The sequence below is a fragment of the Streptomyces chengmaiensis genome, from assembly GCF_029846775.1.
GTDB lineage: Bacteria > Actinomycetota > Actinomycetes > Streptomycetales > Streptomycetaceae > Streptomyces > Streptomyces chengmaiensis.
In genome coordinates, this window is the sequence record NZ_JARWBG010000031.1 from 59,926 (window position 1) to 84,894 (window position 24,969).

The 24,969-nt window shown below is 70.4% G+C and carries 25 protein-coding genes and 1 pseudogene; 9 read left to right on the forward strand and 17 right to left on the reverse strand.

What is annotated here, in order from left to right; genetic code table 11:
* Nucleotides 1-44 precede the first annotated feature (44 nt).
* Both QCN29_RS23850 and QCN29_RS23855 read right to left on the reverse strand, forming a co-directional pair.
* Nucleotides 45-1,646, reverse strand: coding sequence for an extracellular solute-binding protein (locus QCN29_RS23850; protein WP_279930676.1), 1,602 nt, complete (start codon nucleotides 1,644-1,646; stop codon nucleotides 45-47).
* Between the two features lie 20 nt (nucleotides 1,647-1,666).
* Nucleotides 1,667-2,692 (reverse strand): NAD(P)-dependent alcohol dehydrogenase, encoded by a 1,026-nt coding sequence (locus QCN29_RS23855; RefSeq protein WP_279930677.1) that lies wholly within the window; start codon nucleotides 2,690-2,692, stop codon nucleotides 1,667-1,669.
* Nucleotides 2,693-2,889: 197 nt separating this feature from the next.
* Here QCN29_RS23855 and QCN29_RS23860 point away from each other — a divergent pair, with 197 nt between their 5' ends.
* Nucleotides 2,890-4,674 carry a sigma-54-dependent Fis family transcriptional regulator gene (locus QCN29_RS23860; protein ID WP_279930679.1) on the forward strand — a complete coding sequence of 595 codons (1,785 nt, stop codon included), beginning with the start codon at nucleotides 2,890-2,892 and terminating at the stop codon, nucleotides 4,672-4,674.
* 34 nt (nucleotides 4,675-4,708) lie between these two features.
* Here the strand turns inward: QCN29_RS23860 and mqnP are convergent, their stop codons facing one another.
* Both mqnP and QCN29_RS23870 read right to left on the reverse strand, forming a co-directional pair.
* On the reverse strand, nucleotides 4,709-5,611 hold the full coding sequence (mqnP, locus tag QCN29_RS23865) for a menaquinone biosynthesis prenyltransferase MqnP (RefSeq protein WP_279930680.1): 903 nt from the start codon (nucleotides 5,609-5,611) through the stop codon (nucleotides 4,709-4,711).
* A complete protein-coding gene (locus tag QCN29_RS23870; RefSeq protein ID WP_240135448.1) occupies nucleotides 5,608-7,059 on the reverse strand; it encodes a menaquinone biosynthesis decarboxylase in 1,452 nt (483 codons plus the stop codon). Before QCN29_RS23870 ends, mqnP begins: the two co-directional genes overlap by 4 nt.
* Nucleotides 7,060-7,461: 402 nt before the next feature.
* Here QCN29_RS23870 and QCN29_RS23875 point away from each other — a divergent pair, with 402 nt between their 5' ends.
* Both QCN29_RS23875 and QCN29_RS23880 read left to right on the forward strand, forming a co-directional pair.
* The gene (locus tag QCN29_RS23875) at nucleotides 7,462-7,881 is read left to right on the forward strand and encodes a PLD nuclease N-terminal domain-containing protein (protein ID WP_279930681.1); all 420 of its coding nucleotides are present in this window, start codon (nucleotides 7,462-7,464) and stop codon (nucleotides 7,879-7,881) included.
* Complete coding sequence (locus QCN29_RS23880) at nucleotides 7,878-8,819, forward strand: isopenicillin N synthase family dioxygenase (protein ID WP_279930683.1); 942 nt, start codon at nucleotides 7,878-7,880, stop codon at nucleotides 8,817-8,819. The genes QCN29_RS23875 and QCN29_RS23880 overlap by 4 nt, the downstream gene beginning before the upstream one ends.
* A gap of 168 nt (nucleotides 8,820-8,987) precedes the next feature.
* Here QCN29_RS23880 and QCN29_RS23885 read toward each other — a convergent pair whose 3' ends face one another.
* From QCN29_RS23885 to hemL, 8 genes are all read right to left on the reverse strand, one after another.
* Nucleotides 8,988-9,524, reverse strand: coding sequence for an SRPBCC domain-containing protein (locus tag QCN29_RS23885; RefSeq protein ID WP_240135451.1), 537 nt, complete (start codon nucleotides 9,522-9,524; stop codon nucleotides 8,988-8,990).
* 49 nt (nucleotides 9,525-9,573) lie between these two features.
* Nucleotides 9,574-10,659 (reverse strand): c-type cytochrome biogenesis protein CcsB, encoded by a 1,086-nt coding sequence (gene ccsB, locus QCN29_RS23890; RefSeq protein ID WP_279930684.1) that lies wholly within the window; start codon nucleotides 10,657-10,659, stop codon nucleotides 9,574-9,576.
* Entirely contained in the window at nucleotides 10,656-12,527 is a 1,872-nt protein-coding gene (gene resB, locus QCN29_RS23895) for a cytochrome c biogenesis protein ResB (RefSeq protein ID WP_279930685.1), read from the reverse strand. The genes ccsB and resB overlap by 4 nt, the downstream gene beginning before the upstream one ends.
* Before the next feature lie 3 nt (nucleotides 12,528-12,530).
* Complete coding sequence (locus QCN29_RS23900) at nucleotides 12,531-13,268, reverse strand: cytochrome c biogenesis CcdA family protein (RefSeq protein WP_279930686.1); 738 nt, start codon at nucleotides 13,266-13,268, stop codon at nucleotides 12,531-12,533.
* 3 nt (nucleotides 13,269-13,271) lie between these two features.
* Nucleotides 13,272-13,877 (reverse strand): TlpA family protein disulfide reductase, encoded by a 606-nt coding sequence (locus QCN29_RS23905; RefSeq protein WP_279930688.1) that lies wholly within the window; start codon nucleotides 13,875-13,877, stop codon nucleotides 13,272-13,274.
* 77 nt (nucleotides 13,878-13,954) lie between these two features.
* The gene (locus QCN29_RS23910) at nucleotides 13,955-15,190 is read right to left on the reverse strand and encodes a polysaccharide deacetylase family protein (RefSeq protein ID WP_279930689.1); all 1,236 of its coding nucleotides are present in this window, start codon (nucleotides 15,188-15,190) and stop codon (nucleotides 13,955-13,957) included.
* 192 nt (nucleotides 15,191-15,382) lie between these two features.
* Nucleotides 15,383-16,030, reverse strand: coding sequence for a histidine phosphatase family protein (locus QCN29_RS23915; protein WP_279930706.1), 648 nt, complete (start codon nucleotides 16,028-16,030; stop codon nucleotides 15,383-15,385).
* Nucleotides 16,031-16,155: 125 nt separating this feature from the next.
* Nucleotides 16,156-17,472 carry a glutamate-1-semialdehyde 2,1-aminomutase gene (gene hemL / locus QCN29_RS23920; protein WP_279930690.1) on the reverse strand — a complete coding sequence of 439 codons (1,317 nt, stop codon included), beginning with the start codon at nucleotides 17,470-17,472 and terminating at the stop codon, nucleotides 16,156-16,158.
* Between the two features lie 117 nt (nucleotides 17,473-17,589).
* Between hemL and QCN29_RS23925 the strand changes: the two genes are divergently transcribed.
* On the forward strand, nucleotides 17,590-18,144 hold the full coding sequence (locus QCN29_RS23925; RefSeq protein ID WP_240135503.1) for a hypothetical protein: 555 nt from the start codon (nucleotides 17,590-17,592) through the stop codon (nucleotides 18,142-18,144).
* A gap of 197 nt (nucleotides 18,145-18,341) precedes the next feature.
* On the opposite strand, the gene QCN29_RS23930 is transcribed toward QCN29_RS23925, so the two are convergent.
* Entirely contained in the window at nucleotides 18,342-18,935 is a 594-nt protein-coding gene (locus QCN29_RS23930; protein ID WP_279930691.1) for a TIGR03086 family metal-binding protein, read from the reverse strand.
* Nucleotides 18,936-18,997: 62 nt separating this feature from the next.
* Here QCN29_RS23930 and QCN29_RS23935 point away from each other — a divergent pair, with 62 nt between their 5' ends.
* The 3 genes from QCN29_RS23935 (at nucleotide 18,998) to QCN29_RS23945 (ending at nucleotide 21,538) form a co-directional block, all read left to right on the forward strand.
* Nucleotides 18,998-20,005, forward strand: a complete 1,008-nt coding sequence (locus QCN29_RS23935; RefSeq protein WP_279930692.1) for a helix-turn-helix domain-containing protein — start codon at nucleotides 18,998-19,000, stop codon at nucleotides 20,003-20,005.
* Nucleotides 19,956-20,525 carry a GNAT family N-acetyltransferase gene (locus tag QCN29_RS23940; RefSeq protein WP_279930694.1) on the forward strand — a complete coding sequence of 190 codons (570 nt, stop codon included), beginning with the start codon at nucleotides 19,956-19,958 and terminating at the stop codon, nucleotides 20,523-20,525. The genes QCN29_RS23935 and QCN29_RS23940 overlap by 50 nt, the downstream gene beginning before the upstream one ends.
* A 260-nt stretch (nucleotides 20,526-20,785) precedes the next feature.
* Entirely contained in the window at nucleotides 20,786-21,538 is a 753-nt protein-coding gene (locus tag QCN29_RS23945; RefSeq protein ID WP_279930695.1) for a Mut7-C RNAse domain-containing protein, read from the forward strand.
* On the opposite strand, the pseudogene QCN29_RS23950 reads toward QCN29_RS23945, so the two are convergent.
* A pseudogene (locus QCN29_RS23950) lies at nucleotides 21,526-21,671 on the reverse strand (ABC transporter); the annotation flags it as partial. The gene QCN29_RS23945 and the pseudogene QCN29_RS23950 sit on opposite strands and share 13 nt — an antisense overlap.
* A gap of 21 nt (nucleotides 21,672-21,692) precedes the next feature.
* Nucleotides 21,693-22,181 (reverse strand): hypothetical protein, encoded by a 489-nt coding sequence (locus QCN29_RS23955; RefSeq protein ID WP_279930696.1) that lies wholly within the window; start codon nucleotides 22,179-22,181, stop codon nucleotides 21,693-21,695.
* Nucleotides 22,182-22,286: 105 nt separating this feature from the next.
* Between QCN29_RS23955 and QCN29_RS23960 the strand changes: the two genes are divergently transcribed.
* Both QCN29_RS23960 and QCN29_RS23965 read left to right on the forward strand, forming a co-directional pair.
* On the forward strand, nucleotides 22,287-22,622 hold the full coding sequence (locus QCN29_RS23960; protein ID WP_240135463.1) for a YnfA family protein: 336 nt from the start codon (nucleotides 22,287-22,289) through the stop codon (nucleotides 22,620-22,622).
* Between the two features lie 136 nt (nucleotides 22,623-22,758).
* Entirely contained in the window at nucleotides 22,759-23,532 is a 774-nt protein-coding gene (locus tag QCN29_RS23965) for an SDR family oxidoreductase (protein WP_279930707.1), read from the forward strand.
* A 41-nt stretch (nucleotides 23,533-23,573) separates the two neighbouring features.
* On the opposite strand, the gene QCN29_RS23970 is transcribed toward QCN29_RS23965, so the two are convergent.
* A complete protein-coding gene (locus tag QCN29_RS23970; protein ID WP_398859811.1) occupies nucleotides 23,574-24,434 on the reverse strand; it encodes a protein kinase in 861 nt (286 codons plus the stop codon).
* 49 nt (nucleotides 24,435-24,483) lie between these two features.
* Nucleotides 24,484-24,927, reverse strand: coding sequence for a glycine-rich domain-containing protein (locus QCN29_RS23975; RefSeq protein WP_279930697.1), 444 nt, complete (start codon nucleotides 24,925-24,927; stop codon nucleotides 24,484-24,486).
* Nucleotides 24,928-24,969: the final 42 nt, after the last annotated feature.

Genomic DNA, 24,969 nt, shown 5'->3' on the forward strand with positions numbered 1-24,969 from the left:
GCCCCAGGCCGGGCAAGCCCACCCGGGGGACGTCCTGCGATCGGTCAGGAGTGGTCGCGGTCCTCGAGGGACACGACATTGCGATAGGCCGCGCGGACCTTTTCCTCGCCGATCTGGTCGGTGATCCTGGCCCATTCCCTGGCGACGTCGTCCAGCGCCTGCTGCGGGTCCTTCTGTCCCGCGATGGCGGCGGCGACGCCGCTGGCCAAGGCCGACATATAGCCGCTGACGCCGGGCACGCGCAGGTCGAAGAGACGGTTGTCGCTCTTCTCCATGTCCGCGAGCGTCCTGACGTAGGAGGCGGCGACCTCCTTGTCCCAGCCCTGCTTCTCCCAGAAGGCCGCGTCGAAGTGCGACTCGCGGTACGGGTTGACCCCGAAGCGCCCGATGGTCAGATCAAGGGCGGTGTTGGCTTCGTTGCTGAAGAAGCACAGGTAGTCGAAGGCCATCTGCTTGTTCGGCGCGGCCTTGGCCACCGCCGAGGTCCAGCCCCAGGTGAAGTAGGGCGCCTGGTTGGGCATCGTGTCCCACTTCCGCGTGGTGCGGTTGTAGACCTCGTCGGAGCCCGGCAGCGGCGCCGCCTCGACCTTGTTGCGGATCTCGTTGTCGGCCTGCTGCGCCTGGATGAACGCGTCGTCCCACGAGTAGGACATCAGCGCCTGGCCGCCGCCGAACGAGAAGATCTCGTCGCCCAGGCCGAAGTTGGCGCCGCCGGGCGCCCAGGTGGACTTGGCCTTCACCATGTCCTCGAGCGCGCGGACAAAGCCGGGTGTGTTGATCAGCGGCTTCATCGTCTCAAGGTCGAAGAACACACCGCCCTTGACGTCGGGGTGCTTGACGTACGGCGCCGCGCGGCTGATGAACGCCGAGAACGTCAGGTCGTCGCGCTTGGTCACCTCGGCGCTGCCGAAGTTGGGTTCGCCGTCCCCGTCGGCGTCCTTGCCGCTGAAGAACCCGGCGACCCGCTGGTACTCCTCCCAGGTCCTGGGGACGCGCAGTTCCTCGCCCGTGGCCTGCTCGTACGCGGCCCGCTGCTTCGGGTCCTCGAAGACGTCCGAGCGGACCTTGAGGTAGTGGCGGTCCCCGTCCACCGGGTACTGCACCACCTTCCCGTCCCAGGTCGCGACGTCCATATAGGCCCGGGTGACGTCTTTCATGCCCGGGGTGTCCAGGTACTCCTGCGGCACGGGTTCCAGATAGGGGGCCAGGTCGCCGATCCACAGGGACGGGTAGAACATCACGTCGTACGCCCGCTGGCCCGCCTGGAGGGGTGTGAGGATCTTCTGATGCAGCTCACCGAAGGGGACGTTGACCACCTCGACATTCGCCCCGGTGATCTCCTCGAACTGCTTGGCATGCAGATACGTGGGCTCGCCGATGACGGGAACAGCATGGCTGATGATCTTCAGGCTCTGGCCGGAGTAGTCCCTGCGGCTTATCGACTCATAGCTGCAGGGGCCGGGGACGTCCTTGACGGTGGTCTGCGGGTAGTCCTCGCCGTACTTGGCGTAGCTGACGTCCGAACCCGGCTTGAACAGCGGGGGCTTGTCGGGCTTGTTCTCGGCCTGCCCCTGGGATGTGCAGGCGGTGGCGGTGAGGGCGGCGACCGCGGTGGCGGCGATCAGGCCCCGGTATCCGTAGCGCATGGGTGATGGCTCCTTCGGCGTCAGGGGATCAAGATCGCTCGACCGCGGACCGCTCCGGCCTCAAGGTCCTCCAGCGCCTGCCGGAAGGACGTCAGGGGGTACTGCTGGGTGTGCAGGCTGACCTTGCCCCGGGCGGCCAGCACCATCAGCTCGGAGAGGTCGTTATAGGACCCGACGAGATTGCCGATGAAGTTGATCTCCGTGGAGATCACATCGATCGTCGGCACATCGATCCGGCCGCCGTAGCCGATCACGTAGTAGTTGCCGTTGCGGCGCAGGCAGGCCACACCGGTCTCGACCGCGCCGCCCTCGCCGACGAAGTCCAGGACGGCCTCCGCCCCGCGCCCCCCGGTGAGGTCCAGAATTCGCTCGGCCTCGGTCCCGTCCGCCAGGAACGTGTGGTCGGCGCCCAGACCGTCGGCGAGCGCGAGCGCCTCCGCGCTCCGGTCGATGACGATCATCTCGGCCGGGGAGAGGGCCCGGAGCACCTGGATGCCGATATGCCCGAGACCGCCCGCGCCGATGACCACGGCCCGGTCCCCCGGCCGCAGGGCGCGGGCCGCCTTCGCGGCGGCGTGGTACGCGGTGAGTCCCGCGTCGGCCAGCGCCGCCACCGAGGCCGGCTCCAGAGACGGGTCGAGCGGCACGACCGAGCGGGCGGTCGTCTTCACATACTCCGCATAGCCCCCGTCAGCGTCGATGCCGGGGAAGGCCGAGTCCATGCAGTGCACGTCGTCGCCTGCCCGGCACGCGCGGCACAGTCCGCAGGTGATCAGCGGGTGGAGGATGACCGGGTCGCCGACCCGGACGTTCGTGACGGCCTGTCCCACCGCCTCGACCCAGCCGGCGTTCTCATGGCCGATGGTGTAGGGGAGGGCGACCCCGCTCTTCTCCTTCCACTGCCCTTCGAGGATGTGCAGGTCGGTGCGGCAGACGCCGGCTCCTCCGACCCGCACGACCACATCCAGCGGACCGGTGGCCTCCGGATCCTTCACATCCACCAGCACGGGTGGCTTGTCGTACTCGATGACCTGTACGGCCTTCATGGCGGCTCCCTGCGAGTCGGCGGGGGGGGCAATCGTGCGGCGATTACACAGCCGGCCGAGCGCGGGGCGGTGTCTCAGAATCAGTTCACGGTTGTCTCAATATGAGACAACCCGTAGGCGAACCGTCATCAGGCTGTTCCAATGGCTCCACCCCGGGGGGAGTGTGATGTACGCCATGCGAAAGTGAGGTGCTGGGAGTGCACCGTCGTCCACCCGGCAGCTCGCTGACGGCCGTCCGGGACCTCTACCGGGAGGTCGCCCGGGGAGCGACAGCCCGGCCTCTCGTCGCGGCGTCCTGGCAGCGCTCGATCGAACACGACGTCAAGCCGGGCCGCCTGGAGGCCCCTTACACGGAGAACCTCAATCTGGACAGCCCGCTCACCCGGGCGGCGCTGCCCGTCCTGAACGCGCTGCACGAGCAGCTCGCCGACGATCCCGTGTCCACGATGATCACGGACCGCAACGGCGTGGTGCTGACCCGGAGGGTGTCCCACGATGGACTCACCACCCGGCTGAACTCGGTGCAGCTCGCCCCCGGCCATGTGTTCTCCGAGCGCTATGTGGGCACCAACGGCATCGGCACCGCGCTGGCCAGCGGCCACTCGGTCACCATCGCCGGCGCCGAGCACTACGCCGAGGCGCTGCGGGCCTTCCACTGCGCGGCCGTGCCGATCCTGCACCCCATACGGCGGACCCTGCTGGGCGCCTTCAACCTCACGACGACCCGCCAGGAGAGCGGCGGCATGCTCATGGCCCTGGCCCGCTCGGTGGCCGGCCAGATCGAGGCGGAGATCGCGGCGCTGGCCTCACGGCGGGAACGGGCCTTGTTCCAGGACTACATGGAGGCGTGCTCCTCGGTGCGCCCGGGCGCCGTCCTCGCCCTCAACCGCGATGTGGTCATGATGAACGAACAGCTCAGCGCGGCCGTGACCGGGCCGGACCTCTACACGCTCCTCGACTGTGCACGGGAGGTCGCGGACGACCTCCGGTTCGAGGGCACGCGCACCCTCGCCCTTCCCTCCGGCCGGGTCGCCGAGCTGCGGGTCAGCCGCAGCCGGCGCGAGGAAAGCGACGCGGGCGCCGTCTTCCGGGTGCGGCTGGCAGGGCGCCCCCAGCGGGAACCCGCACCCGCCGCGGGCGGCACACGGCCGGGCCTGGGGCTGGTGGGCACGTCCGAGCCGTGGCGGCGGTCGGTCGGCGACGCCGAGGCAGCGCTTCTCTCCGGGGCCTGGCTGCATCTGGCCGGCGAGGCCGGCGTCGGAAAGGGCACCCTCGTCAAGGCCCTGCACCGGCGACACGCGGCCGGGGCCCCGCTGGCGACGCTGGAGCCGCCGCCGTCGGAGGCGCCATCCGCCGTCGAGCCCTGGCTGCGTGACCTCGGCGACCTGCTGGACAGACCGTCTGATGTGATCGTCCTGCGTGATGTGCACCTGCTGAGCGACCGGCTGCGCCGACGGCTGAGAGATGCCCTGGCCAGTCGGGACCGGTCCGCCACCGGCCAACTGATCATGACGAGCCAGCCGTCGATGGTGGCTCCCGACGATCCGCTCGAAGACCTCTGCGATGTGTCCGTGGAAGTGCCGCCGCTGCGCCGCCGCCCCGGCGACATCGAGCAGCTCGTGCGATTCTTCCTGCTGAAGTACCGGCCGAGCGGGGAAAGCAGCTGCTCCTCCGAGGCCCTGGCGACACTGCAGGGCTGCCCCTGGCCGGGGAACGTCCGGCAGCTGGAGTCGGTGATCCGCGACCTCGCACGGCGGCCCTCCGGCCGGATCATCCGGGCGGAGCACCTGCCGCCCGAATGCCGGGTGTCCTCGCACAAGGCGCTGACGGCCATCGAAGCACTGGAACGCGACGCGATTCTGCGCGGTCTGCTGAACCGCAACTCCAACGTCCAACGCACCGCGCAGGACCTCGGCATCTCCCGCGCCACGATCTACCGCAAGATGCGCCGCTACGGCATCGTCCCCTCCAGCCTCGCCTGACGCCCCGGGGGCCCGCCCCGCCCGAGCCCCGCCCTCAGACCGTGAGCCCCCGCACCAGCAGATCCAGCAGCGCACAGCAGAACAGCGCAATCCCGATGAACCCGTTCACGGTGAAGAACGCCCGGTTCAGCCGCGAAAGATCATGCGGCCGCACGATCGTGTGCTCGTACACGAACGCGGTCGCCACCACCCCCAGCCCCAGCCAGAAGAACGCCCCCGCGTCCGTCGCCAGCGCATACCAGACGAACAGCAGCATCGTCACGGCATGGCTCCACCGCGCGCCCCACAGCGCCGCCGGCACTCCGAAGCGCGCCGGCACCGACATCATGCCCTCGGTGCGGTCCGCCTCCACATCCTGGCAGGCGAAGATCAGATCGAAGCCGCCGATCCAGATGCCGACGGCGAATCCCAGGATCACCGCCTCCCAGGACCATGCGCCGGTGACGGCCAGCCACGCCCCGATCGGGCCGATCGCCTGGGCCAGGCCCAGGATCGCGTGCGGGAAGTTGGTGAACCGCTTGCCGTACGGATACACCACCATCGGGATCACGGCGAGCGGGGCGAGAGCGAGGCAGAGCGGGTTCAGCGCGGCGGCCGCGCCGAGGAAGAGAACGACGGCGATCAGCGCACCGGTCCACGCGGAACGCACGGAGACCGCCCCGGTGACCAGTTCCCGGCCCGCCGTGCGCGGATTGCGGGCGTCGATCTCGCGGTCGATGATCCGGTTGCAGGCCATCGCGAAGGTGCGCAGCCCCACCATGGCGATGGTGACGAGGAGCAGCTTGCCCCAGTGGATGCTCCGGTCGAGCTGGAACATCGCGGTGAGGGAGGCGATATAGGCGAAGGGCAGCGCGAAGACCGAGTGCTCGATCATCACCAGGCGCAGAAACGCGCGGGTGCGACCGGGGCCGGGTACGGCTGCGGCGGAGGCGCTCACAGCCCGTACTCCTTCCAGCGCTTCGTCACCAGCGCCGCCGTGTCCGGGTCGGACTCGACCATGTCCGGCCAGCCCCCGTCCCGTACGTACCCCTCCTCCGGCAGTTTGCGGGTCGCGTCGATGCCCGCCTTGCCGCCCCAGAACTGCTGGTAGGAGGCGTGGTCCAGATGGTCGACCGGGCCCTCGACCACGGTCAGGTCGCGGGCGTAGTCCGTGTTGCCGAGAGCCCGCCAGGACACCTCGTGCAGGTCGTGGACGTCGCAGTCGGCGTCCACCACCACGATCAGCTTGGTCAGCGACATCATGTGCGCGCCCCAGATGGCGTGCATGACCTTCTGCGCATGCTTGGGGTACTTCTTGTCGATCGAGACGATCGCGCAGTTGTGGAAACCGCCGGACTCGGGGAGGTGGTAGTCCACGATGTCCGGCACGATGATCTTGAGCAGCGGGAGGAAGAACCGCTCGGTGGCCCGGCCCAGCGGGCCGTCCTCCGTCGGCGGGCGGCCCACGACGATCGACTGGAGCAGCGGTCGGCTGCGCATGGTCACACAGTCGATGGTGAGCGCGGGGAAGGGCTCCTGCGGGGTGTAGAAGCCGGTGTGGTCGCCGAAGGGGCCCTCGGGGAGCATCTCGCCGGGCTCGAGCCAGCCTTCGAGTACGACCTCCGCCTGCGCGGGGACCTGCAGTGGGACGGTCTTGCAGTCGACCATCTCGATGCGTTTGCCCTGGACGAAGCCCGCGAAGAGGTACTCGTCAATGTCGCCGGGCAGCGGCGCGGTGGACGCGTACGTCACGGCGGGCGGGCAGCCGAAGGCGATCGCGACCGGCAGCCGTTCGCCGCGCTTGGCTGCGACCTGGTAGTGGTTGCGGCTGTCCTTGTGGATCTGCCAGTGCATGCCGATCGTGCGCCGGTCATGGCGCTGGAGCCGGTACAGGCCGAGGTTCCGGACGCCGGTCTCGGGGTGCTTGGTGTGGGTGAGGCCCAGGTTGAAGAAGGAGCCGCCGTCCTCGGGCCAGGTGAACAGCGCGGGCAGCCGGTCCAGATCGACGTCGTCGCCGCGCAGGACGACCTCCTGCACGGGCGCGTCCTTCACCTTCTTCGGCGGCACGTGGACCATCGAGCCCAGCTTGCCGAAGGCCTCGCGGACCCCGACGAAACCGTGCGGGAGCTCGGGCTTGAGCAGCCCGCCGATCTTGTCGCTGATCTCCGAGTAGGACGTCAGACCGAGGGCCTTGAGGAGCCGACGGTCGGTGCCGAAGACGTTCATCGCGAGGGGCATCGCGGAGCCGCGGACGTTCTCGAAGAGCAGCGCGGGGCCGCCGGCCTTGTTGACCCTGTCGACGATCTCCCCGACCTCCAGGTACGGGTCGACTTCGGCCTTGATGCGCTTGAGGTCGCCCTCGCGCTCCAGCGCCCTGAGCAACGAACGGAGATCGTCGTAAGCCATGCGCCCCAGTATCGCTGAGGGGCATGCGGGGGATGCGCGCGGCCCGCGTGGAACGAAACGCCGTCGTACCGGGGGCCCGGGGGTCGCCCCCGGACCAACACAGCGCTGAGGGGCATGCGGGGGATGCGCGCGCCCCGCATGGAACGAAACGCCGTCATACCGGGGGCCCGGGGGTCGCCCCCGGACCAACACAGCGCTGAGCGGCATGCGGGGGATGCGCGCGCCCCGCATGGAACGAAACGCCGTCATACCGGGGGCCCGGGGGTCGCCCCCCGACCAACACAGCGCTGAGCGGCATGCGGGGGATGCGCGCGCCCCGCGTCGGAACAACCGGCCGGATACCCTGGCCGAGTCACCTGGGCCGCGCAGGCCCGCCGCCGCACTCTGGGGGACGCATCCACCATGCTCAGGGCCCTGATGTTCCTCGTGCCTCTGGCACTGACCATCTATGCGTTCATCGACTGCCTCAACACCCCTGAGGACGAGGCCAAGCATCTGCCCAAGATCGCCTGGGTCTTCATCATCCTGCTCTTCTGGATCGTCGGGCCGATCGTATGGCTGGTCGCGGGCAAGACGCGCGGTGCGTCGGCCGGCGGCCGCACCGCCTCCGAGCGGCGGCGCCGCGGCAACCGCGCCACATGGGTGGCGCCGGACGACAATCCCGAGTTCCTCCAGTCGCTGCGCGAGGAGAAGAAGGGGGAGAAGAAGAAGGAAGAGAACAAGAAGGACGAGTCGCTCCTCAAGGACTGGGAGGCGGACCTGCGCCGCCGTGAGGAGGAGCTGAAGCGGCGCGAGCAGGGCGAGGACCCCAAGCAGCCATGACCGCGTCCGTTCCGCGCATCCCCACGGTCGATCTGGGCCCCTGGCTCACCGGCGGCGCCGAGGCCCGTGCCCGTACCGCCGCCGCCGTGGACGCCGCCCTGCGCACCGCGGGGTTCCTGCTGGTCAGCGGACACGGCGTCGAACGGTCGCTGCGGGCGGAGATCCGCGAACTGGCCCGCGGCTTCTTCCGGCTTCCGGCCTCCGCCAAGGAGGCGTACGCCGTGCGGGTCGGCGGGCGCGGCTGGCTCGGCCCCGGCACGGAGGCCAACGGCTATGCGGAGGGCGCCGAGACCCCTCCCGATCTGAAGGAGTCGTTCTCCTTCGCCTCCGACGAGCCGACGGGCGACCCCGCGGTGGACGCCGAGTGGTTTCTGCCGAACGCCTGGCCGCGGGAGGTTCCCGGGCTGCGCCCGGCCGTGGAGCGGTATCTCACCGCGATGCGCACGCTCTCCGACCGGCTGCTGGGGCTGCTGGGCGTGGCGCTCGGCGAGGAGGAGGACTTCTTCACCCGCCACACCGCCCACCCCACCTGGGGTTTCAACATCAACTGGTATCCGGGGCGCGAGGTGGTCGGCGAGCCGCAGCCGGGACAGTTCCGGATCGGGCCGCACACGGACTTCGGCACGGTCACGGTCCTGGACCGCCAGTCGGGCAAGGGCGGGCTCCAGATCTTCACGGACGAGGGCGGCTGGGAGGACGCGCCGTACGACCCGGAGGCCGATGCGCTGACGGTCAACATCGGCGATCTGATGGCCCACTGGAGCGGCGGCCGCTGGCGTTCGGGGCGGCACCGGGTGCTTCCGCCGCCCGCGGACGCGCCGGCCGAGGAGCTGATGTCGCTGGTGTACTTCTACGAGTGCGATCCGGGCACCGTGATCCGCGGCGTCGACTCCCATGCGCATCTGCGCGCCCAGCTGGACGCGATCGCGCTCGACTGATCACGCTTGACTGATCACGCTTGACTGATCACGTTCGGCTGGCCCCTGGTGGCCGGTGGCTGCCCACTCGTCACCGCCCACTCGTCACCGCCCACTCGTCACCGCCCACTCGTCACCGCCCACTCGTCACCGCCCGCTGGTCGCGATCGGCTGGTCACGGTCGGCTGGTCACGGTCGGCTGGGTGACGGCCGCCGGGCGTACTCCTCCCGCAGCCGCTGCCAGCGGTCCGGGCTCCAGGCGGACCAGTCCGCGGGCCGCCCGTCGAGCGCATCGTCCAGCAGTTCGAAATGCCGGTGCCAGTCGGCGAGGCAGTCGAGCCGGAAGTCGTCGTCGCCGCGGAACTGGTTGGTGAAGCGCAGCACCGTCGCGAACGAGTCGGCGGGCGGCGGCTCCATATGGAACCGCACCCGTCCGTGCAGCTCGACCGTGTACTCCGCGACGGACTCCCGCTCCCAGGCGGTGACCTGCCCGGACACGACGGTACGACGGCCTTCCGCGCCGGCGCCCAGCCAGCGCAGGGTCACGCCTCCGCCGAGCCTCGGCTCCAGCAGATCGGCGACCGCCAGCCACTGGGGCAGGCCTTCGGGTGTGGCCACGGCGGCCCACACGTACACCACGGGATGCGGCAGGTGCAGCAGGAAGTGCAGCGCATGCTCGCCGTCGCGGGTCTCGCTGGTTCCGTAGGGAATCGCCTCACTGCCCATGGAACCAGCGTCACGCCGACGGAACGCGCCCGCTACCGCAGGCGACCGGTCAGACGCCCGCGTAGCCGTGGAGGCTGTTCACGAACAGATTGACGCCGTAGTAGTTGAACAGCCAGCACGCGAAGGCGATCAGCGCCAGACAGGCGGCCTTGCGGCCCTTCCAGCCGGCCGTGGCGCGGGCGTGGAGGTAGGCGGCGTAGGCGACCCAGGTGATGAAGGACCAGACTTCCTTGGCGTCCCAGCCCCAGTAGCGGCCCCAGGCGTCCCCGGCCCAGATCGCCCCGGCGATGATCGTGAAGGTCCACAGCGGGAAGACGGCCGCGTTGACGCGGTAGGCGAACTTGTCCAGGGAGGCGGCCGACGGCAGGCGCTCCAGGACGGAGCGGGCGAAGCCGCCGGGGTTGCCGCCGCGGGCGAGCTTCGCCTCGTACGAGTCGCGGAAGAGGTACAGCAGGGTGCCGACCGCGCCGAGGTAGAAGACCGCGCCGCAGAAGATGGCGGTGGAGACATGGATCCACAGCCAGTACGAGTGCAGCGCCGGGACCAGCTGGTCGCTCTCGGTGTAGAGCCAGGTGGTGGCGATGCCCAGGTCGGCGAGGACGGTCGCGACGAGCACCAGCCCCATCCAGCGGATGTTCTTCTTCGCGGCGAGGAAGCCCAGGTACGCGCCGACCGCCACCGTGGAGAAGGTGATGGAGAACTCGTACATGTTGCCCCAGGGGGCCCGCTGCACGGAGAGCGCGCGGGCGAGGACGCCCGCGGCCTGGATGAGGAAGGCGAGGACGGTCAGGGAGACGGCGATCCGCCCGTACAGATCGCCCTTCTCGGTGCCGCCGTGCGCGCCGGGGCCGTCCGGGACGTCCCGCTGCCCGGCGGCAGAGCGGGTGACGACCTTGGGCCGCTCCAGGACGGCGGTGCCGCCCGCCCTGGTCTGCACGACGGGGCCCGCGGCGCTCTTGGCGGCGTCGGCGTCCGTCGTCAGCGCGGCGGCGGTGCGGCCCACCTTGCTGCGGCTGCCGAAGACCCACTCGGCGATATGGGCGAGGAAGGCCAGGGTGTACACGGCCATCGCGGAGTAGATCAGCACATTGCTGATGCCGGCGAGGTTCTCGTTGGTCGCGGCGGCGAGAGTCACTTCTCAGCCCCTTCGGCAGATGTGTCCACAGGGTCTTCGGTGTCCTGGGAGTTCTCGGCGTTCCCGGCGTTCCCGGCGTTCCCGGTGTTCCCGGTGTTCTCGGCGTTCCCGGCGTTCCCGGTGTTCCCGGCGTTCTCGGTGTTCCCGGTGTTCTCGGTGTTCCCGGCGTCCGACGGGTCGGGCGCCGCGGTGGGCGCCTCGGCGTGCAGGGTCGCGGCGAGGTCGGCCAGTTCCTCCGGCAGTCTCGCCGACTCGCTGCGGCCGAGTGCCGCCATCTCGACGACGGTGACGCCGTCCTCGCCCGTCCGGGCACGCACCCACACCCGGCGGCGGTGGATGAACAGCGACGCGGCAAGCCCGGCGATCGCGGCGATCGCACCGCCGAGCGCCCAGCCGTTGCCCGGCTGCTGCGAGATCTGGAAGCTGGCCCACTCCCTCACCTCCTTCTCGAAGGTGATGGAGCCCGCGCCGTCCGGCAGCTCAAGGGTTTCGCCCGGCAGCAGCGACTTCTTCAGCACATTGCCGTCGGCGTCCTTGAACGGCGTCATCTTGCGGGTGTCGAGCTGGTACACGTTCTGCGGCAGTCCGGAGTCGACGCCCAGGCTGCCGTGGTACGCGCCGACGTTCAGCACGGGGAACTCCAGCCCCGGGAACTGGGAGAACATCTGGCCGCTGCCCTTGCCCCCGTACGTCGGCACGAAGAACGCGGCGAAGCCGAGCTGATCGCGCTTGCCGTCCTTGTCGCGGTAGCCGTCCATCACCTTGATCGCGCCGGTGGAGGACACCTTGTCGTCGATGGGAAGCAGCGGCACCGCCCCGTTGAAGACGACCTTGCCGCGGCCGTCCTTGACGGTGACGACGGGCGCATAGCCGTGGGACAGCAGATAGACCTTGGTGCCGTCGATGACGAGGGGCTTGTTCACCTCGATGGCGGCCTTGTGCTCCTTGCCGTCGCCTTGCGAGTAGGTGACGTCCGCCTTGAAGGTGCGGGGGGTGCCGCGCTGCGGGCCCGTCTTCTCGTACGTGCCGGTGAACTCGTCCAGGGAGATGCTGAACGGCACCAGCTCGTCGGTGGTGAACAGCGAACCGGATTTGAAGTCGTCGTAGTGGGTGAGGGTGTTGGAGAAGCCCGTCCCCTCCACCATCAGCTTGCCGCCCTCGGACTTGAGCAGCTGGCCGACGGCGAACGCCACCAGCATCACGATCAGAGCGATATGGAAGGCCAGGTTCCCGACCTCGCGCAGATAGCCCTTCTCGGCCGCGACGGCGTCGCCGACCGTGTGGGCACGGAAGCGGCGCTTGGCGAGCAGCGTCCGCGCGGTCTCGCGGACCTGTTCCGGCGTGGCGTCGGTGCGCCAGGCGGTGTACGCGGGCAGCCGGGTCAGCCGGCCCGGCGCGCCGGGCGGGCGGGAGCGCAGCTGGCCGGCGAACTGCCAGGACCGCGGCACGATGCAGCCGATGAGGGAGACGAACAGCAGGATGTAGATCGCCGAGAACCACACCGAGCTGTAGACGTCGAAGAGCTGAAGCCTGTCGTAGATCGGGGCGAGGGTCTCGTGCGCGGCCTTGAAGTCCTGGACCTTGAGGTCGTTCACGCTGTTCTGCGGGATGAGCGAGCCGGGGATCGCCCCCAGGGACAGCAGGAAGAGCAGGATCAGCGCGACCCGCATGGAGGTGAGCTGCCGCCAGAACCAGCGCAGCCAGCCGATGGCCCCGAGGACCGGGCCGCCGGCCGGCTCACCGATGCCCCGAGAGTCGCCGTCGTCGTCCTTCGGGGCGGTGGAGAGCCGGTCGGCGGCGTCGCCGAGGTCGGCCGCGCGCAGCGCGTCGCGCTCTTCGCCCGTCTCTGTCCTGCTCGTGGAACTCATGGGTCAGATCCCCACCGTGAAGCCGTTGGACCACACCTGCATCTGCTGGACCATCGTGTCCCACGCACCTGTGAGCAGCAGCAGTCCGGTCGCGATCATCATGCCGCCGCCGATGCGCATCACCCACGCATAGTGCCGCTTGACCCAGCCGAACGCGCCGAGGGCCTTGCGGAAGGCGACGGCGGCGAGCACGAACGGCAGTCCGAGACCGAGGCAGTACGCGGCCGACAGCAGCGCCCCGCGACCGGCGCTGCCCTGTTCGGCGGCGAGCGCGTTGACGGCGGTCAGCGTGGGACCGACGCACGGCGTCCAGCCGATGCCGAAGAGCGCGCCCAGCAACGGCGCCCCCACCAGCCCGGCGGCGGGCCTTTTGTGGAAGCGGAACTCCCGCTGGGTCATCCAGGGCATCAGCCCCATGAAGAAGACGCCCATCAGGACCATCAGCACACCGAGGACGGCAGTGAGGGTCTCGCGGTGCTCCTGGAGCGTCCAGCCGGCATAGCCGAAGAGCGCGCCGCCGGAGACGAAGACGGCGGTGAAGCCGAGGACGAAGAGGGAGGCGCCGGCGACCATCCGGCCGCGCCGGGCCTCGGCGAGGTCGGTTCCGGTGACCCCGGTGACGTACGAGAGATAGCCGGGTACGAGCGGCAGCACGCACGGGGAGAAGAAGGAGATCAAACCGGCGAGCAGGGCAATGGGCAGGGCCAGCAGGAGCGCCCCGCCGACGACCGTGTCAGTCATCGGCTACTTCTCCGCGATCAGCGGGTCGATCATCGAGCGGAGTTTCTTCTCGTCCACCCCGCCTGAGGCGCGGGCCGCGATCTTCCCTTCCCGGTCCAGCACGATCGTCGTGGGAATGGACTGCGGATTGAGGCTGCCCTTGGGGAAGCCGTTGAGGATCAGCTTGCCGTTCGGGTCGTAGAGGCTGGGGTACTCGATTCCCCAGTCCTTCTCGAAGTTGATCGCGGGGGCCTTCTCGGGGTCGCGGGTGTTGATTCCGACGAACTCGACGCCGTCCTTCTCGGTCTCCTTGGAGACCTTCGCGAGATGCTTGGCCTCGGCACGGCACGGTCCGCACCAGGAGCCCCAGACGTTCAGCACCACGACCTTGCCCTTGAGGTCGGCCACGTCGAGCCGCTCGCCGGTCAGCGTCTCACCGGCGAGCGTCTTGACGGGCTGCCGCTCCCCCTTGGCGACCGTGGCGACCCCGCCGCTTCCGCTGACGAAGTTGGAGTTGCCGCCCCCGCCGGACTTGCCGCCTTCCGCGCCGCAGGCGGTCAGGGCGAGCGCGCAGACGGCGGCCGCGGCGGCTGCCGGCAGGGCGGCGCGGGGGGCTCGGCTCAGGCTCATGTGAAAAGTTTCGCATGCGCCCTCGGGCGATCTTCCGCGCCCCCCTGCCACGTCCACTGCGTCCGGACAGCCCCTTGTCAAGAGGCCTTGAGGAAGGCGTTCCAGCCGCCCGCCGGGGACTGCCCGACCTCCAGAGTGCGCAGCTTGTCGAGCACCTTCGGATCCTGGACGTCGAGCCAGTCGCAGAACTGCCGGAAGGAGACCAGGCGTACGTCCTTCTCGCCCGCCATCCGCTTGAGCGACTCCTCGACCGCGTCCATGTAGATGCCGCCGTTCCAGTTTTCGAAGTGGTTCCCTATGAAGAACGGCGCGCGATTGCCCTCGTAGGCGCGCTTGAAGCCCTCGACATAGGCGCCGGTGGCCTGCTTCTTCCACTCCGGGTAGCGCGAGGGCATTCCCTTGGTCGTGTTCTTCGACTGGTTGGCGAGCATGTTGTAGTCCATGGACAGCACCTCGAAAGAGCGCCCCGGGAACGGAATCTGCTGCAACGGAAGGTCCCAGATGCCCGTTTTCTTCTCTGGCCACTTCTGGAAGCCGCCGGGCGAGCTGGCGTCATAACGCCAGCCCAGCTTCTTGGCGGTGGGCAGCAGCTTGTCCTGGCCGAGGAGACAGGGGGTGCGGCCGCCGACGAGCTCCTTGCGGTAGTCGAACGGCAGCGGGTCGAGGTCCTTCCACCCGGTGTTGGTGCGCCACTGTGTGACGAAGGACACGGCCTGGTCGATCTCGCTCTGCCAGTCCGCCGGCATCCAGTTGCCCACCGAGCCGGAGCCCGCGCAGAAGTGTCCGTTGAAATGCGTGCCTATCTCATGGCCGTCGAGCCACGCCTGGCGTATGTACTTCAGCGTGTCCTTGATGTGCTCGTCGGTGAGGTATCCGATGTCCGACGCGCCGATGCGGTTGTTCGGCGGGCGGTAGAGCGTCTGCTTCGACTCGGGGAGCAGATAGATCCCGGAGAGGAAGAAGGTCATCGCCGCGTCGTGGTTCCTGGCGAGTTCCAGGAAGCGCGCGAAGAGCCCGTCGCCGACCTCGCCCGCGCCATCCCAGGAGAAGATCACAAACTGCGGAGGGGTCTCGCCCGGCTCCAGCGGAACGGGCTTGTCGGGCTGGTTCGGCTGCTTCCCGGTGTCGGACGTGGAGCCGTCGCCGATGGGCCGGCCCCCCGTCCCGGAGGGCGACGGGCCGCCTGTGCCGCCGCCCTTTCCCGTGCCGCTCCTCCCGCCCCCGTCGGCCCCGGACCCGCACCCCGCGATCCCGATCGCCGCAGCGGCCCCAAGACCTGCCCCGAGCAGGCCCCTTCGAGTGATGTCGCGCATATCGCCATCCCCATCCGGCCCTCATGGAGAAGAGAGCCCATCCAAACCGGCAAAGGGAGAGATGCGGGATGGATACAGGCGGTTCCGGACACATGTGCCTAATTTCGAGCGCGAGACCGACGGACGCGGGTCTCCTGGGCCCAGGACGGCGGAGCCCGCGGGGTGCGGGGGCGGAGCCCCCGCACAGACCGCCTAGGCTCCGAACGCCTTCGACCTGCCCTTCACCGGCTTCGCCCCCGCCAGCAGATGCGCCGGCACCAGATCCCTCGCAGGCTCGCTGTAACCCACGGAAACGATCTTGTTGCCCTGGTAGGTGAAGCTGGTCAGCGAGGCGAGCGTGCACTGGCGGCGCCTCGGGTCGTGCCACAGCCGCCGCCGCTCCACGAAGCTCCGCACGATCCAGATCGGGAGCTGGTGGCTGACGCACACGGCCTCATGGCCCCGCGCCGCGTCCCGCGCCGCACTCAGCGCGCCCATCATCCGTACGACCTGCTCGATATACGGCTCCCCCCAGGACGGGCGGAACGGATTGGTCAGATGCTTCCAGTTGGCGGGCCGGCGCAGCGCGCCGTCCCCCACGCCGAAGGTCTTGCCCTCGAAGACGTTGCCCGCCTCGATCAGGCGGTCGTCGGTGTCGACGATCAGTCCGCGCGCCTTGGCGATGGGCGCCGCGGTCTCCTGCGCGCGTTCCAGCGGGGAGGCGACGACCTGGGTGATGTCGCGGGAGGCGAGATGGTCGGCGACGCGGTCGGCCATCTGCCGGCCGAGATCGGAGAGGTGGTAGCCGGGTCGGCGGCCGTACAGCACGCCGTCCGGATTGTGCACCTCGCCGTGGCGCATCAGATGCACCACGGTGATCTCGTCGCCGGACAACCCCTCGCCGGACAACCCGTCGGCCAGCCCGCTCCGCAGTCCGCCCGCCATACGACCGTCCGTCATACGACCGCCCGCCATACGACCGTCCGTCATGCGACCGCCTCCGCGGCGGCGCGGGCGGCGGCGGGCAGCGCGGCCGCGATCCGCTCGATCGCCCGGTCGTCGTGCGCGGTCGAGACAAACCAGGACTCGAAGGCCGAAGGCGGCAGATACACCCCGTTCGACAGCATCGAGTGGAAGAACGCATTGAAGCGGAAAGCTTCCTGCCCCTTGGCGTCCTCGTAGTCGCGCACCTCGCGGTCCGTGAAGAACACGGAGAACATGTTGCTCGCGGCCTGCAGCCGGTGCGCCACGCCCTCCTTGGCGAGCGCGCCCGTCACCAGGCCCTGGATCTCCTCCGAGACGGCGTCGACCTTCTCGTACGCGGCGTCGTCGAGGAGCTTCAGCTGCGCCAGGCCCGCGGCCGTGGCGATCGGGTTCCCGGAGAGTGTCCCCGCCTGGTAGACCGGCCCGGCCGGTGCGAGGTGCGCCATCACGTCGGCGCGCCCGCCGAACGCCGCGGCCGGGAAGCCGCCGCCCATCACCTTGCCGAAGGTCATCAGGTCGGGGGCGACGCCGTCGATGCCGTACCAGCCCGCCTTGGAGGTGCGGAAGCCGGTCATCACCTCGTCCGAGATGTACAGTGCGCCGTTCTTCTCGCAGGCGGCCTTGAGCCCGGCGTTGAAGCCGTCGCGGGGCGGGACGACGCCCATGTTGCCCGGCGACGCCTCGGTGATCACACAGGCGATCTCGCCGGGGTGCGCGTGGAAGGCGGCGTGCACGGCGTCCAGGTCGTTGTACGGCAGCACGATGGTGTCACCCGCCTGTGCGCCGGTGACACCCGGCGTGTCCGGCAGTCCGAAGGTGGCCACGCCGGAACCGGCGGCCGCGAGCAGCGCGTCCACATGACCGTGGTAGCACCCCGCGAACTTGATCACCTTGGCGCGGCCGGTGAATCCGCGGGCCAGCCGGATCGCGGACATCGTCGCCTCGGTGCCGCTGGACACCAGCCGCACCTGCTCAACCGGCGTCACCCGCGCGACGATCTCCTCGGCGAGCGCGACCTCACCCTCTCCCGGCGTCCCGAAGGACGTGCCGCGGGCCACGGCCGTCTGGACGGCTTCCGTGACGGCCGGATGGGCATGCCCGAGGATCATGGGTCCCCAGGAACAGACGAGGTCGACGTATTCACGGCCGTCCGCGTCGGTGAGGTACGGGCCGTCGCCGGACACCATGAACCGGGGCGTACCGCCCACGGCACGGAAGGCGCGGACGGGAGAGTTCACGCCGCCGGGCGTCACGAGGGACGCGCGGTCGAAGAGCGTCTGCGAAACTGGGGCGTCATAGGGAAAGCTCACGGAATCCATGGTGGCAGAGGCCGGGACGTTCTCCGAGGACGGGTGTTTCACCGCACGTTGTCGGGGGAGGTGTTTGTCACGATGATCGGGTTGCGCGGCGGGGGCTGCGAGTGGTCGGGTGGAGATATGCATCGCGGTGGCGGACTGGGCGAGGGGACCGACGATCTGGGTCCTGAGCCTGCCCGGCGGGGTAAGCACCGGCGGCACGGCGCGGAAGAGCCCGCAGGAAGCAGGAGCGGCCGAGTGGGGGTGACCTACAAGTACTTCGGGGCTCCCGACGGGGCCACCGCTGCCCGTGTGCCGATCTCGATGCGCCCTGAGGAGCTGGGCGGGGACGAGCTCGGCATGGGCGGGATGTTCACCAAGATCAAGCCCGAGACGATAGCCGCGATGGTGCTGACCGGCATCCAGGGCATGCCGCTGCACAAGGTGCCGCCGCTGGAGCTGGTGGTGCTGCACCCGGACTACGCGGTGGTCAAGCTTCCGATGACGACGGTCGACCCATTGCGTGACGTCGGCGAGGAATCGGTGGGCGCGGCGGCGTTCATCTGGTCGACGGTGCCGGACAGGGGTGGGCCGCGGGATGCGTTCGACGTCTATCAACTGCTCCATGAATGGCAAGATTTCAGCCATCGTCTGCACGAGGCGGGGCATCAGCCGTACTGCCTGGTCTGGCCCTAACTGCCTGGTCCGGCCTCAGCGGTCGGTTTCCCCCGTCCCTCCTTTTCCCGGGACCCGGGGCTCCGCCCGGCCCCCCGTACGGCCTTCGGCCGTGTACCCGAACGCCGGACTGGCTGGACTTCAGCCTCGCCGGCGTTCGAGTTGCGGCGTTTGAGGCGGAGCCCCCGGCTATGGGAGGGGAAACGGTCCCCCGCCCCTCACCGCCACCGCGGATCCCGCCCCGTCACCGCCAGCAGCCTCTCGAAGTCCGACGCGGACGCCGGGTCCGGCAGTTCGAAGGGGTCGGCGAACACGCCCCACGCCCGGGCGGTCGGCGCCAGCTCCTCGAAGCATGCGAGGACGTCGGCGACCGCCGCCGGGTCCGGGGTGAACCGCTGGCCCGTCGCACGGGCCAGGTCCCAGGCGTGGACGGTCAGATCGCCCAGCGCCATCCGGGCGAGCGTCAGGGCGGGGAAGCCCATGGAGCCCGCGGCGCCCTCCGTCGCCCCCGGCGCCGCCCATGCCTCGGCCAGGGCGGCGGTCTCCTTCTCGAAGCGCTCGCGCCAGTCGCCGTCCTCGCCGACGACGTCGGGAACTGCGGAGAAGTCCGTGTCCCTGCGGGCGGCCAGCGCCTGGAAGTTGATCACGACCTGGAAGAGATGGTTGAGCAGGGCCCGTACGTCGTACTCCGCACACGGCGTACGGTCGCCCAGCTGCTCGTCCCGGGTTCCCCGCACCACCGGCACGGCGTGCCGCGCGGCGGCCTGCAGCAGCTCCGCGACGGGTTTGTCGTTCGTCTCGTCGTTCGTCATGGCTCGACGCTAGGCGGGCCGCACCGCCGCGGTCTTGAACAAACGCGACATAGGATCGCGGCATGGCAGATCCGCTCGATCCGCCCGGCCCGCTCGATCCACCCGGTGCGCCCTGCCCGCTCGATCCGCCAGATCGGCCCGGTGCGCCCTGCCCGCCGGATGCATCCGGTGCGCCCGGTTCGTCCGGTCCGCGGCGCGACACCCGGGGCATCGTCGACGCGCAGGAGCTGTTCACCCGCGTACGCTTCCGCCGCCGCGCGCCCGCCCCCGCCCTGCGTCCGTACCTCGAGCACTACTGGCTCATCGACTGGGACCTGCCCGAGCCCTACGCCACCCATGTCGTGCCGCACCCCTCCGTGAACGTCGTCTTCCAGCAGTACGACGACCAGCCCGCCTGGGGCGAGACGGCAGGCATCGGACTCGGGCTGTTCACCCAGAAGCTCCAAGGACTCGGGCGCGTGGCGGGCGTCCAGTTCCGACCCGGCGGCTTCCGTCCCTTCGCGCCGGGCCGCCCCGTGTCCGACTGGACGGGGCGGCGGCTGCCCGTCGCCGACGTGCTGACGGGCGCGGACCCCGCCGAGGTGCTGCCCGGCGCCCCGCGGCAGGACACCGACGACGCCCGGGTCGCGGCCCTCGACGCGTTCCTGCTCTCCCTCGACCCCGCCCCCGACCCGCGGGCGCTGCATGCGATGGCCCTGGTCGAGCGGGTGCGCACGGACCGGAGCATCCGTCGTGTCGGCGAGCTCGCCGCCGTCGACGGCAGTTCGCCGCGCTCGCTGCAGCGGCTGTTCTCCGGGTACGTCGGGGTCGGCCCGAAGTGGGTGATCCTCCGCTACCGCATCCACGAGGCGCTGGAGCACGCCGAGTCCCAGGAGGGCGCCCGGCAGGAGAGCGCCCGGCAGGGGGCGGGCCCCGACTGGGCGGCGCTCGCCGCCGACCTGGGCTACAGCGACCAGGCCCATCTGGTGCGCGACTTCACGGCCACGGTCGGCGTCCCGCCCACCGCCTACAGTGCGGGGCATGGACACCAGACCCCCGGCGGTGCACATCGAGCCGTGGACGGAAGCTGACCTCGAACTGCTCCGCTCGGCGAACACACCCGAGCTGATGAACCACCTCGGCGGTCCGGAGACCGAGGAGCAGCTGCTCAGCAGACATCGGCGGTATGTCGAGCTGAGCGCGGACACCACCGGCAAGGGCCGGATGTTCTCCATCGTGGCCGAGGCCGACGGGGCAGCCGTCGGCACGGTCGGCTACTGGGAGCAGAACTGGCATGGACGGACCGTGTACGAGACGGGGTGGACGGTGCTGCCCGCCCACCAGGGGCGCGGTCTGGCCACGGCGGGGGCCCTCGCGGTCGTACGGACGGCCAGGGCCGCGCACCGGCACCGCTATCTGCACGCCTTCCCGTCCGTCGACAACGCCGCGTCGAACGGGGTGTGCCGCAACGCGGGCTTCTCGCTGATGGGCGAGTGCGCCTTCGAGTACCCGCCCGGCCATGTCGGCCGCTCCCACGACTGGCGGCTCGACCTGTGGGCCGAAGAGGATCTGCCGACCGACGAAGCCCCGTCGGCCGGCGAGGACGCCTGAGCCCTGGCCGCCGACCGGACGGCCGGACCGACACCGCGACCGGACGGACGGCCGGACCGGCACCGTGCCCCGGACCATCGGGCAGGACGCCGCCCCCGGACACGCCGCCCCCGGCCCATCGGGCAGGACGCCGCTCCCGGACGCCCCCGGGCCCGGACACCCCGGCCCGGCGCGTCGGCCCCGGTACCCGGGCACGTCCGAGCCCGGCGTCGGCGGAAACGACGTGGCCGCGCCGTGCCCCCGATGACATCCTGGGCTGCGTGAACGGACCGGTCATCACCCTTGCTGTCGCCCCCGAGCTGCGCCTCTTCGTCCCCGCCGGACACCGCGAGGACGGCCCCGCCGACCTGGTCACCGACGGCGCTTCGACGCTCGGCCATGTCGTCGAGTCGCTCGGGGTGCCGCTGACGGAGGTCGGCCGGCTCGTCGTCGACGGCCGGGACACGCCGGTCTCGCACATCCCGCGCGCCGGTGAGCACGTCGAGGTGCACGGGGTGGAGCGCCCCCAGCGCGTCCCCGGCGCCCCGCTGCGCTTCCTGCTCGACGTGCATCTGGGCACCCTGGCCCGGCGGCTGCGGCTGCTCGGCGTCGACACGGCGTACGAGAACGAGGACATCGGCGACGCCGCGCTCGCCTCGCTCTCGGCCCGCGAGCGCCGGGTGCTCCTCTCCCGCGACCGCGGTCTGCTGCGCCGCCGTGAGATCTGGGCCGGCGCGTACGTCTACAGCGACCGTCCCGACGCCCAACTGCACGACGTCCTCGACCGGTTCGTCCCGGCGCTGACCCCCTGGACGCGCTGCACGGCCTGCAACGGCCCGCTCGTGGACGCCGACAAGGACGACGTCCAGGAACAGCTCCAGCAGGGCACTCAGCGCACATACGACGTCTTCGCGCGGTGCACCTCCTGCGGCAGGGTGTACTGGCGCGGCGCGCACCACTCCCGGCTGGAGGCGATCGTCCGCAAAGCGGTGCGCCACATGGAGCAGAAGGAGTCCGCTCGGTCGACGATGTGACGCAGACAGGCCTGCGGTCGGCGAGGTCCCGACGCCGGTGGTCGACGACCGCGGGCTTCCGCCACGCGACGCGCCGCATGCCGTGCTCTCCGACCTCGACGATGTCCGCGCCCGGCAGGGCCGTCAGCAGCGGTCACCGGAGGACGCGACGGCGTCAGAAGGCGTAGGGATCGCCGGTCGCCGGGGCGAGTACCCGGTGCTCGTTGTTGGACGGGTTGCGGTCGCTCGCGCCGCCGTTCCACATCGTGTCGATCTCCATGACGACCTCGTCCGGCGCGCCCACGGTCCGCAGGTCGAGCCGCACCTGCCGGGCTGCCCCGCCGGCCCGCAGCTCGCCCAGGCCGCACATCACCACCCGGTCGCCTCCCCACAGGCACCGCCCCGGCAGCTTCTGCGCGCCCGCCAGGGGCTCGGAGAAGCGCAGCCGCACGGTCGCGCCGTCCAGGGAGGCGGGGCCGTGGCTCCGGCTGTGCAGGGACACCTCCAGCCGCCCGTCCAGCACGGTGACATGGCCGTGGTGCGCCACATCCGCCTCAGGGGCGATGCCGCCGCCCGCGCCCGCGCTCGCACCCGTACCGACCACCAGGACGGCCGCCCCGGCGACCGCCCACAGCCCTGTGCGCCTTCTGCTTTTCCACCACATGCCGTGAACATACCCATCTCGCCCATATCATCTGACGGCTCTTCACCCGACGGCGCGCAGGATTCCCCCGACCGACCCATCCGACGGGCATGACAGGCTGGGTTCATGTTCGCAGCCCGCTCCGTGTCCCTGTTCCTGCTCGCGGCCCTTCTGGAGATCGGCGGGGCCTGGCTCGTCTGGCAGGGCGTCAGGGAGCACCGGGGGTGGCTCTGGGCCGGCGCGGGCGTCATCGCACTCGGCGCGTACGGGTTCGTGGCCACGTTCCAGCCGGACGCCCACTTCGGCCGGGTGCTGGCCGCGTACGGCGGCGTGTTCGTGGCGGGCTCGCTGGCCTGGGGCATGGCGGCGGACGGATTCCGCCCGGACCGGTGGGATGTGGCGGGCGCGCTCGTCTGCCTGCTCGGCGTGGCGCTGATCATGTACGCGCCCCGCGCCCGCTGATCCGGACATGGCGCGGGCTCACCTATCCTTTGGCGCGTAGCGCCGTATCGATCACTTGCACGACAACGACACACAAGCGAGGAGTGCGACCTTGACCGCCGCCGACACCCCCGCCGACACCCTCGCCGACAGCCGCATCGCAGACAGCAGCGTCGCAGACGGCCGCGTCGCCGTCGTCACCGGAGCGAGCAGCGGCATCGGCGCGGCCACCGCGCGCGGCCTCGCCGCCGTCGGCTACCACGTCATGCTCGCCGCCCGCCGCAAGGACCGCGTCGAGGCGCTCGCCGCGGAGCTCACCGCGGCCGGTCACCGGGCCACGGCCTGCACCCTCGACGTCACCGACCGCCCGGCAGTGAACGCCTTCGCCGCCTCCCTGGACCGCTGCGACGTGCTGGTCAACAACGCGGGCGGCGCGCTCGGCGCGGACCCGGTCGCCACCGGCGACCCCGACGACTGGCGTCGGATGTTCGAGGTGAACGTCATCGGCACCCTCAACGTCACCCAGGCGCTGCTCCCCTCCCTCACCGCCTCCGGCGACGGCACGGTCGTCGTCCTGTCCTCCACGGCGGCCCTCGGTCCGTACGAGGGCGGCGGCGGCTATGTCGCGGCCAAGCACGGAGAGCACGTCCTCGCCGAGACCCTCCGCCTGGAGATCGTCGGCACGCCGGTGCGCGTGATCGAGATCGCCCCCGGCATGGTCAGGACGGAGGAGTTCGCCACCACCCGGTTCCGCGGCGACGAGGAGAAGGCGGCCCGCGTCTACGCGGGCGTCGCCGCTCCCCTGACCGCCGACGATGTGGCGGACACCATCACCTGGGCGGTCACCCGCCCCTCCCACGTCAACGTCGACCTCCTGGTGGTCCGGCCGCGCGCCCAGGCCTCCAACACGAAGGTCCACCGCGAGCCCTGAGGTCGCGTGCGGCCGCTCAGCCCTTCACGCCGCTCAGCCCTTCAGCCGCAGCTCAGCGCTTTGCCCACCTCGTAGATGGTTGGCCGGTCCTCAGGCGTAAAACTGAGCATGGCCTCGATCACGCCGCCCAGCTCCCCGGGCGCGGTCACGGGCCGACGCCTTCCGTCCGCGATCGCCTGCCGCTGCACGGGGCGCGGCGCGTCATCGGGATAGTCGACCGCCCGCCAACCGGTAGCCGAGATCAGCAGGGACGCACCGAGGGCGTAGACGTCAGCGGCCTGCGTCGGCTCGGCTTCCCCTGTGGCGAGCACGCTGCGCGAGATCTCTGGAGCCTCGTAGTGGACGAGACAGCCCCGGAACGGGAAGTCGAATCCCTCAGGGACTTGCCCTCCACGCGCCAGCGCGAGGTCGATCAGATGAGTGCGCTCGGGCCCGACGATGAAATGAGCCGGTTGCACATCCCCATGAGCCCAGCCCGCCGCATGCAGCTCAGCCAGAGCCTCCACGCAACCCAAGGCCACACCTGTGTGTGGTTCTACGGTCGAGCCCTCCGTACGGCATGGTTCCCAGAGCCGGTACAGGTCCGGTCCCTCGCGCCAGGGCTGGATGTTCCACGTCCCGCGCTCCCATTCCCCGTACGCGAAGTCATCGACACCGAGGCGGTGGAGGATCGCGCCTTCACGGGCCGGGGCGAGAGCCGTCCAGGGCTGGCCAGGCCACTCCGGCGTGGCCTCGATCGGATACCCGAGCTTGACCGCGTACCGGCCACGATCGCCTGCCACGTCCCAGACCGAGGACCCCCGTCGGTTGAGCACGAGGCGCTGAGACGTGGGCATGAGCGCGTCGAGCACCACGATCGGCAGTTCTGGAGCAAAGCCGGACACGTCTTTCTCTCCCTTCATGGGCGCAGCCGACCCCGAGCAGAGGTCGGCTGCACTCCGTCGCCGAGGACTACGCCTGACCGTAGGGCCGACCGCAGTCCGAGTCGCACTGCGCCAGGTTCTCTCCGTTCACGGTCCACAGGTCGTCAAAGACCATGAATCCCGCGGCCTTCATCGCGTGAGCCGAGGCGGCAACCATCTCCGGGTCACGCGCGCCGCCGCCGGGCTTCGGATTGTGGTGCAGGAAGCGGCCCGCGTACTTCTCGCAGAGCGCGGCGTACTCCTTCGTGTGCAGGATGAGCGCGTGGAGGCCGAGATCCACGTCATCGGACGGGACCATGGGAACGGTGGCGGTGGCTGCGGTGACCAGGAAGGCCACGGCCTGGTCCGCGATCCGCTCGGCACGCTCGGGCGTCTGCCCGTTGTGGACGACCACGAAGTGGGCGAGGCTTTCGAACCACTCCTCACCAGCCACCGCGCGGCCGGTCTTCTGATCGTTCGCCGTTGCCGTCATGCGTACATCTCCTTGTGTGAGGTGGTGTGGGGCACATACGCC

Bases quoted from the DNA above. Each gene is read 5' to 3' on its own strand.
- QCN29_RS23875 (WP_279930681.1), top strand. From the start codon at position 7,462: ATGCTCAGGGCCCTGATGTTCCTCGTGCCTCTGGCACTGACCATCTAT.
- QCN29_RS23900 (WP_279930686.1), bottom strand. From the start codon at position 13,268: ATGACTGACACGGTCGTCGGCGGGGCGCTCCTGCTGGCCCTGCCCATT.
- QCN29_RS23975 (WP_279930697.1), bottom strand. From the start codon at position 24,927: ATGACGGCAACGGCGAACGATCAGAAGACCGGCCGCGCGGTGGCTGGT.
- QCN29_RS23940 (WP_279930694.1), top strand. From the start codon at position 19,956: ATGGACACCAGACCCCCGGCGGTGCACATCGAGCCGTGGACGGAAGCT.
- QCN29_RS23870 (WP_240135448.1), bottom strand. From the start codon at position 7,059: ATGGCTTACGACGATCTCCGTTCGTTGCTCAGGGCGCTGGAGCGCGAG.
- QCN29_RS23910 (WP_279930689.1), bottom strand. From the start codon at position 15,190: ATGCGCGACATCACTCGAAGGGGCCTGCTCGGGGCAGGTCTTGGGGCC.
- QCN29_RS23970 (WP_398859811.1), bottom strand. From the start codon at position 24,434: ATGAAGGGAGAGAAAGACGTGTCCGGCTTTGCTCCAGAACTGCCGATC.
- QCN29_RS23855 (WP_279930677.1), bottom strand. From the start codon at position 2,692: ATGAAGGCCGTACAGGTCATCGAGTACGACAAGCCACCCGTGCTGGTG.
- QCN29_RS23850 (WP_279930676.1), bottom strand. From the start codon at position 1,646: ATGCGCTACGGATACCGGGGCCTGATCGCCGCCACCGCGGTCGCCGCC.
- resB (WP_279930685.1), bottom strand. From the start codon at position 12,527: ATGAGTTCCACGAGCAGGACAGAGACGGGCGAAGAGCGCGACGCGCTG.
- QCN29_RS23925 (WP_240135503.1), top strand. From the start codon at position 17,590: ATGCATCGCGGTGGCGGACTGGGCGAGGGGACCGACGATCTGGGTCCT.
- QCN29_RS23960 (WP_240135463.1), top strand. From the start codon at position 22,287: ATGTTCGCAGCCCGCTCCGTGTCCCTGTTCCTGCTCGCGGCCCTTCTG.
- QCN29_RS23880 (WP_279930683.1), top strand. From the start codon at position 7,878: ATGACCGCGTCCGTTCCGCGCATCCCCACGGTCGATCTGGGCCCCTGG.
- hemL (WP_279930690.1), bottom strand. From the start codon at position 17,472: ATGGATTCCGTGAGCTTTCCCTATGACGCCCCAGTTTCGCAGACGCTC.
- QCN29_RS23915 (WP_279930706.1), bottom strand. From the start codon at position 16,030: ATGCGCCACGGCGAGGTGCACAATCCGGACGGCGTGCTGTACGGCCGC.
- QCN29_RS23935 (WP_279930692.1), top strand. From the start codon at position 18,998: ATGGCAGATCCGCTCGATCCGCCCGGCCCGCTCGATCCACCCGGTGCG.
- QCN29_RS23905 (WP_279930688.1), bottom strand. From the start codon at position 13,877: ATGAGCCTGAGCCGAGCCCCCCGCGCCGCCCTGCCGGCAGCCGCCGCG.
- QCN29_RS23930 (WP_279930691.1), bottom strand. From the start codon at position 18,935: ATGACGAACGACGAGACGAACGACAAACCCGTCGCGGAGCTGCTGCAG.
- QCN29_RS23955 (WP_279930696.1), bottom strand. From the start codon at position 22,181: ATGTGGTGGAAAAGCAGAAGGCGCACAGGGCTGTGGGCGGTCGCCGGG.
- QCN29_RS23885 (WP_240135451.1), bottom strand. From the start codon at position 9,524: ATGGGCAGTGAGGCGATTCCCTACGGAACCAGCGAGACCCGCGACGGC.